General features: G+C 64.1%; 8 protein-coding genes. 4 read left to right on the top strand and 4 right to left on the bottom strand.

Annotated features, from left to right (window positions below; translation table 11 throughout):
• On the bottom strand, positions 1-257 hold a 257-nt coding region (locus AC062T_RS00710), incomplete at its 3' end, for a hypothetical protein (protein ID WP_476026420.1).
• Positions 258-439: 182 nt separating this feature from the next.
• Here AC062T_RS00710 and AC062T_RS00705 point away from each other — a divergent pair.
• A complete protein-coding gene (locus AC062T_RS00705; RefSeq protein ID WP_108518957.1) occupies positions 440-997 on the top strand; it encodes a YceI family protein in 558 nt (185 codons plus the stop codon).
• Positions 998-1095: 98 nt separating this feature from the next.
• Here the strand turns inward: AC062T_RS00705 and AC062T_RS00700 are convergent, their stop codons facing one another.
• Together AC062T_RS00700 and ku are read right to left on the bottom strand one after the other, a co-directional pair.
• Entirely contained in the window at positions 1096-2022 is a 927-nt protein-coding gene (locus tag AC062T_RS00700) for a cation diffusion facilitator family transporter (RefSeq protein WP_476026418.1), read from the bottom strand.
• Between the two features lie 10 nt (positions 2023-2032).
• Positions 2033-2950 (bottom strand): non-homologous end joining protein Ku, encoded by a 918-nt coding sequence (gene ku / locus AC062T_RS00695; protein WP_476026416.1) that lies wholly within the window; start codon positions 2948-2950, stop codon positions 2033-2035.
• A gap of 109 nt (positions 2951-3059) precedes the next feature.
• Here ku and AC062T_RS00690 point away from each other — a divergent pair, with 109 nt between their 5' ends.
• The gene (locus tag AC062T_RS00690) at positions 3060-3707 is read left to right on the top strand and encodes a DUF6518 family protein (RefSeq protein WP_476026414.1); all 648 of its coding nucleotides are present in this window, start codon (positions 3060-3062) and stop codon (positions 3705-3707) included.
• Between the two features lie 79 nt (positions 3708-3786).
• Positions 3787-6225 (top strand): ATP-dependent DNA ligase, encoded by a 2439-nt coding sequence (locus AC062T_RS00685; protein ID WP_476026412.1) that lies wholly within the window; start codon positions 3787-3789, stop codon positions 6223-6225.
• Positions 6226-6285: 60 nt separating this feature from the next.
• On the opposite strand, the gene AC062T_RS00680 is transcribed toward AC062T_RS00685, so the two are convergent.
• Positions 6286-6540: a hypothetical protein gene (locus AC062T_RS00680; RefSeq protein WP_476026410.1), complete on the bottom strand. Its 255-nt coding sequence runs from the start codon at positions 6538-6540 to the stop codon at positions 6286-6288.
• A 269-nt stretch (positions 6541-6809) separates the two neighbouring features.
• Between AC062T_RS00680 and zapE the strand changes: the two genes are divergently transcribed.
• Positions 6810-7700: cell division protein ZapE (zapE, locus tag AC062T_RS00675; RefSeq protein WP_476026408.1), on the top strand; the 891-nt coding region annotated here is incomplete at its 3' end.

Raw genomic sequence — 7700 nt, 5'->3', positions numbered from 1 at the left:
GGCTCGACCGCCGCCACCGCGGGTTGGACGGGCTGCGCTGCCGCAGGAACCGCTACTCCCGCGATCGCAGCGATCAACAGCGCTCCGGTGGTTGCCGCGAGACGAGTGCGCAGAGTTTTGACGGCGTGCACGCCGTGGAGGCGCCGTTGAAGAGCAGGAGCGAGCTGCGGGGGCGCGACTCCGCGGTGACGTGCTGCGGCCTTTTCTTCCGCTGGCGGCGCGGAGGACGCAGCGGGCACAGTGGGATTGAGGGGCACGGGTAAGCAGTCCTTAAGATTGTCGAAACCGGGCTTTCGGGTGCCGCGGCGATCGAACAAGCCAACCCGACGAACCTCCGTGAAACCTGAGTAGCTCCCAGACTTCCGTCGAAATAGGTTGTCGCAACAAATTTTTTGGCCAATCGGGAATGCTTCCGCAGTCGATGCAGTTGCATGAATTCATGACTACATCAACATCTCTGCACCCCCAGTACATCGTCGGCACGTGGGCAATCGACCCCACCCACTCGACCATCGCCTTCAGCGTCAAGCACCTGATGATTAGCAAGGTCCGTGGCACGTTCGACACTTTCTCTGGCACGATCACCACCGCCGAGAACCCGGCAGAGAGCACCATCGAAGCCTCGATCGACGTTGCGTCGGTCAACACCAACCAGGCCGACCGCGACAACCACCTGCGCACGGGTGACTTTTTCAAGACCGACGAGTTCCCCACCGCTGAGTTCCGCTCCACGAGCATCACGTTCGATGGCGACGACTTCACGGCAATCGGCGACCTGACCCTTCGCGGCGTCACCAAGCCCATCACCCTCACGGGCGAGTTCGGCGGAATCACGACCGACGCATACGGCCAGACCAAGGCGGCGGCCAGCGCCACCACCAAGATCAACCGCCACGACTTCGGTGTCTCGTGGAACGCCGCGCTTGAGGCCGGCGGAGTGACCCTCGGAGACGACATCACTCTCACGCTCGACCTGCAGGTTGCGCTCGCGAAGTAACACCCCCAGCACGAAACCTTCGGGCCTCCGCAATCGCGGGGGCCCGTTGTTCGTTATGCGGGGAGCCTTCCGCTGCACACACAGAGCTCTATCGAGAGCTAGGGATGCTGCTGCGGCTCCTTATTGGCGTGTGCCTGCGGTTCAAGCTGAAACGTCGAGTGCTCCACGTCGAAGTGGTCGGCAAGGCACTCGTTGAGAGCGCCGAGCAGCGCTGAGGCTTGCTCCCCCGACGAAAAAACAGAGTCTTCGACCACCACGTGGGCAGAAAAGACGTTCTGCCCTGGCGTGACGGACCACACGTGTACATCGTGCACGTCAACAACGCCGGGCTTGGAGAGCACATGCTCGCGAATGAGAGCAACGTCTGTGCCCCGAGGCACGCCCTGACTCAAAACGGCAACAACGTCGCGCAGAAGCGAGAACACGCGAGGCAGGATGAGTACGGCAATCACGAGTGAGGCGATTGCATCGGCGAGTTCGAAGCCCGTCGCGAGGATGATGATCGCCGAGATGATGACGACGACAGACCCCACCAGGTCGCCGAAGACCTCAAGATAGGCGGCCCGCATGTTGATGGTCGACCGTGCTCCCCCGCGCAGCACGAGCAGCGCGGCAGCGTTCGCGAGCGCACCAATCGCGGCCACGATCAGCATGGGAGCGCCCTGTACCGCCGACGGATGCGGCTCAACGAACCGCGATACCGCCTCGACGAGAACGTAGACGACAACCGCGGTGAGGATAACCGCGTTGAGGAACGCGGCAAAGACCTCAACTCGGCGGTGGCCAAATGTGCGACGGGCACTTGCCGGACGGGCGGCGATGACCGTGGCAATGAGGGCGATGACCAGGCCGGTCAGGTCTGAGAACATATGGCCGGCATCCGCCAGCAGCGAGAGCGACCCTGAGAGCCATGCCCCGATCGCTTCGACAACAAGAACAACCGCAACGATGACGATGGCAATGACCAACCGTCGGCGATCGGTTATTCCGGTGCCGTGACTGTGGTCGTGATTGTGGTGCGTCATCGTCATCACTCTAGGACGATCGAGCCACCTTCTTTTCCTTCTTCGGCGCAGACCCCTTGGCGCTGCCCTTAGCGCTGTTCTTGGCACTGCTCGTGGAGCCGGCTTTGGAGCCGGCTTTGGAACCGCTCTTTGCTCCTGCCCCGCCGGACCTGCTGCGTTCAACGCTTCGGCGCAGCGCCTCCATGAGGTCGATGACCTCCCCGCCTTCTCCCTCGCCCCGCTTGCCGAAGGTGGCCTCCGAATCGAACGCGTCACCCTCCTTGAGCTTGGCGTCGATCAGCTCGCGGAGCTGCGCCTGATACTCGTCAGTGAACTTTGACGGGTCGAAATCGGACTCGAACGACTCCACCAACGCAGCCGACATTTCGAGCTCCTTGGGCGAGATTCGAACCGGCTTATCCAGGGATGGGAACGTCGCCGTGCGAACTTCGTCGTCCCACAGCAGCGACTGGAGAATGAGCACATCGCCGCGCACCCGCAGAGCCCCGAGCCTGCTCTTTTGCCGAAGCGCGAACTGCACGATCGCGGTGCGCTCGGTCTGCTCCAGGGTGCGGCGGAGCAGGGCATACGCCTTGGTTGACGACGAATCCGGCTCGAGAAAATAGGTGCGCTCAAACATGATCGGGTCGATCTGTTCGGTCGGCACAAACTCGACGACGTCGATCTCCCTGCTTTTCTCCACGGGAAGCGCGGCAAAGTCTTCGTCGTTCAGCACGACAGTCTGCTCGCCGTCGTCGAACGCCTTATCGATATCGGCGTAGTCCACGACCTCGCCACAGATCTCGCACCGGCGCTGATACCGAATCCGCCCGCCGTCGGCCGCGTGCACCTGGTGCAATGGGATGTCGTGGTCTTCGGTTGCCGCATATACCTTGACGGGCACGTTAACGAGCCCAAAGGCGATCGCACCCTTCCAAATGGCTCTCATGCGGCCCATTCTCGACCGTTTGCCGAGCATCCGTGACCTTTCGCAGGCAACGCCAAGCTGACCCCGTGCCGTGCTTCTCTCTGCTGCGATGGCCCGATAGCCTCGGGTCATGACCGACCGCCGCGACCCTGCCCCGCCTGACGCCGCAGCCAATCGCAGCCTCCTCGTCACCGACAAGCCGCACACCCCGGCTGGCACACTCGCCATCGCTCTGTGTGGTGGCGCACTTCTCGGCGCGGTCGCGTGGGCGCTCGCGGCCGCGCTGCCCTCCCCCTGGCACACTCTCGCCACGACGAGCGCCCTGTGGGGGCTCGTCGCGGCAGGCTTCGTGATGTTTCAACGCGCCTCTGGCATGCTCGCCGTGGTGGCGGGGGCGCTCGCTCTTGTGGGCATGACCGGCACGTATGCGCTGCTGACCCAGGCACCGCTCCGGTCGGCGGTGATCTATCTGGTCGTCGGCGCGATGGCCGGTGCCCTCTTCGGGCTCGCGGCATCGGTGCTTTCGTCGACACGATGGCAAGATCAGGCGTTTGCTGCCGGGGTGTTGGGCGGCATCGTGGCCGGCGAGGGCCTCTATGGCATTGCCGTCATTGATGCTGCGGGCCCGCAGTGGTGGGCCGAACTCGCTCTCGGCCTGATCATCGCGGCCCTCATCGGTCGCGGGCGGCGACGGATGCTGTCGGTCGTGACAGCGGCGATTGTGGCAGCCATGCTCCTCAGCGCCTACAGCGCCTACGACTCGCTAATGGTGGGTTAGCGCAGCTGCGAGCCCGCCGAGGCTTGGAATACGGAGAGAAAACGCGACCGTAGAGCGCGGCCGGAGGCACGATGGCCTCATGGCGACCCGAACCCACGACGATGAGCAGACCGTAAGCATCGACGGCAGAAAGCTCAGGATCACCCGGCTCGACAAGGTGCTCTACCCCGAGACCGGCACCACGAAGGCCGATGTGCTCGACTACTTTGTGCGCATCGCCGACACGATGATTCCGCACACCGCCGACCGCCCGGCCACGCGAAAGAGGTGGGTTCACGGCGTTGGCACGGTCGATCAGCCGGGGCAGGTGTTTTTTCAGAAGAACCTCGACGCGTCGGCCCCCCACTGGATTGCGTCGCGGGAGATCCAACACCGCGACCACACCAACACATACCCTCTGGTCAACGACAGAGCCACGCTGGCCTGGTTTGCGCAGATGGCCGCCCTCGAGATCCATGTGCCGCAGTGGAGGTTCGGCCGCACGGGCGCACACAGAAACCCTGACCGCTTTGTGCTGGACCTCGACCCCGGCGAAGGTGCGGGTCTGCAGGAGTGCGCCGAGGTCGCCAGGATTGCGCGCAGCATCCTGGTCGACATGGGGCTGGACCCGATGCCCGTGACCAGCGGCAGCAAGGGCATCCACCTCTATGCCGCCCTGGACGAATCCCGCGACTCCGACGCAATCTCGGCGGTTGCGCACGAGCTCGCCCGTGCGCTGGAGGCCGACCATCCCGACCTCATCGTGAGCGATATGAAAAAGGCGCTCCGTGGAGGAAAGGTGCTGGTGGATTGGAGTCAGAACAACGCCTCAAAGACGACGATCGCACCGTACTCGCTTCGGGGACGCTCGCACCCGATGGTCGCCGCACCGCGGACGTGGGAAGAGCTTGATGACCCCGAGCTCCGTCATCTTGACTACACAGAAGTGCTAGAGCGTGTCGCCACGATGGGTGACCCGCTGGCCGGCCTGACCGCAGGGCACTTCGACTCGCTGGAGCCGACCGCTGCCCACATGGCCACGTTCGCCGCGACCCCAGAAACAGAGAGCCGACTGGAGAAGTACCGGAGCATGCGCAATGCGGCGAAAACCGCAGAGCCCATGGGAGACTCCCCCACCGCGACCCCGTCGCCCAATGCCCCCACCTTCGTCATTCAGGAGCACCACGCCCGGCGCCTCCACTATGACTTTCGCCTCGAACACGACGGAGTGCTGGTGAGCTGGGCCCTGCCCAAAGGGGTACCAACCGATCCCACCAAAAACCATCTCGCGGTGCAGACCGAGGATCATCCGCTCGACTACGGCGCCTTCGAAGGAAGTATCCCTGCCGGCGAATATGGCGCCGGTGACGTGACCATCTGGGATTCGGGAACCTATGAACTCGAAAAGTGGCGCGAGGGCAAGGAGGTCATCGTCACCATCGACGGCGAGCGCCACGGCCGCCATCGGTACGCTCTCATCCACACCGGCGCCGAGCCGCAGACCTGGCTCATCCACCTGATGGAAAAGAGCGGTTCCGCCCCGGCACCGAAAAGAGCCGCATCCCGCACCGCGGCGCCCGCCCCCATGCTGGCCGGCGTGGCCGATTCCGGGCAGCTGGGGATGCTCGCTCATGACAAAGACGACTGGGCGTTCGAGATGAAGTGGGACGGCATCCGCTGCATCGCCACTGTGGAGGACGGAGAGGTCCGACTCACGAGTCGCAACGGCAACGACCTCACCGTCACCTACCCGGAACTTTCGGAGCTTGCGACCGCGGTCGACGGCGACGCCGTGCTCGACGGCGAGATCGTAGCTCTCAACCGAAAGGGTCGACCCGACTTCGGCACGCTTCAGCAGCGGATGGGGCTCACCCGAGCGGCCGAGGTCGAGGCTGCCCGGGAGAAGAACCCCGTGCAGCTCATGGTGTTCGATGTGCTGCGTCAAGGCAATGAGTCACTCTTGCCGATGACCTACGACGTGAGGCGAGAGCGTCTTGAGTCGGTGGTGACCGAGAACTCGACGATTAGAGTTCCCGACGCCTTCTCGGGAGACCTGGATGCCGCCATGGCGACGAGCATTGAGCTCGGTCTCGAAGGGGTAATGGCGAAACGGCGCACAAGCTCATACACGCCAGGACGCCGGTCCCGCAGCTGGATCAAGATCAAGCATCATCACACCCAGGAGGTTGTCATCGGCGGCTGGCGCCCGGGCAAGGGTGCGAGATCGGGTCTTGTCGGGTCGCTTCTCCTCGGAATCCCTGAGGATGAAGGGCTGCGCTACGTGGGCAGAGTGGGAACCGGGTTCACTGAGAAGCAGCTCGAGGCCGCCGCAGCCAAGCTGCGAAGGCTCGAACGCAAGAGCTCACCATTTATCGACGTGCCGGGTGCGGATGCCCGAGATGCGCACTGGGTCACGCCCTCACTCGTCGGCGAGGTCGAGTTCTCCGAGTGGACGGCCACACAACGCCTCCGCCACCCGACGTGGCGAGGCTGGCGGCCCGACAAGGAGCCAGACGATGTAAAGATCGAGCAGCCGTGATTGCCCTGCCCAGCCAGCGGTGCGCCCCGCTGCGGCAACTGGTTAGAGCGATCTGCCCTGCTAGAGCAACTGATCCCGCGCGCTCGTGAGCGAGGAGAACTCCCCCACGACGCGACCATTGTGGTCAGTGACTCGATATCCCGCGCCCCACAACTTCTCGATGAGGCCCGCGAAGTCTGACTGGCGCTTGGCCACCCACACGCCCGCACCCATCTCCGTCCACAACAACTCGCTCGGAGCGGCTGCGTGGCGAGGACTATCGGCTTCGGCTGCGCGCGTGCCCCTGATGCGATTCGTTTCAACTAGTGGCGCCATGTCCATCACCCTCGTCCTCGCCGCCTACCCCGCACGGGCTCAGCCGAGACCACGGGTTCAGGCACCTCTGCCAACCCGAGACTCGACAACGCTGCCGTTCAGATGCCGACCCGATTCGACACCGTGAGGCAAAAGTACCCCCGGATGGGGGTGATCGACAACCGGGAACTGGCTGAGAGTAGGCGGGCGGATTGTGCGAGCGGAGAGTCACCGCGACCGCCAACCCGGCACCGGTCGGCGAGCCACCCTGGGGCGGCTAGCGTTAACGGGTGATTCCCTTTCGCTCCCCCGGTGCCCGCATCCGACAGTCGATAGCGCGGGCGGCTGACCGTGCGGGGCACACCCTTGATTCGCACCAGGAAGCCGTCGCCGACGCGCTGGCCGAATTTGGCGCCGGGTTGCCGGTAGATCGCAGCGCCGGGTGGCGAGGGCTTTATGTGTGGGGCACGGTCGGCCGCGGCAAAACGTGGCTCGCCGACGCCTTCTTTGACGCCGTGGAGGTCGAGAGCAAACGCCGCGTGCACTTTCACTCGTTCTACCGTCAGCTGCAGCTCGACCTGTATCGCAATGGAATCCCCCAGCCCGGCGCAATCGACACGGCAATAGGCGAACTCGTCGATGGCGTCGACCTGCTCTATTTCGACGAGTTCCATTTGCACGATGCCGGCGATGCGACCCTCGCACTGCGGGTACTTCGAGACCTCGAGGCCCGCCGCGTTCCCCTTCTCGCCACGTCGAACTATCCGCCTTCTGGCCTATTGCCAGACGAGATGTTTCACCACCTTTTTGAGCCGGGGATCGACCTTATTGAACGCAACCTCACCGTCGTCGCCGTCGATGGGGCCACCGACTACCGCAGGATCGAACGTGCCGAGGACCGCCGTCACGGGTTCTCGCAGGGCTCATGGCAACGCTCAGCGCCGGAGCCGGCCCCTAATCCAGAGGAGCAGCAGACGCTCACGAGTGGGGGGCGAACATTCACTGCTCGACGAGCTGACGCCACTCAGCTGTGGTTTACTTTCGCGGATCTCTGTGAGGCCCCAACCTCGGCCGGGGACTACCTCTCGTGGGCAGAGAAGTGGAACAACTGGGTTATCGAGGCAATTCCGCGACTCACGACGTGCAGCCCGCAGGCGCGGCAGCGCTTTCTCAATCTGGTC

The sequence above is a fragment of the Homoserinimonas sp. genome, assembly GCF_056262345.1.
The sequence above is the reverse complement of the archived record's forward strand: the minus strand, read 5'-3'. Positions and strand labels throughout refer to the sequence as shown.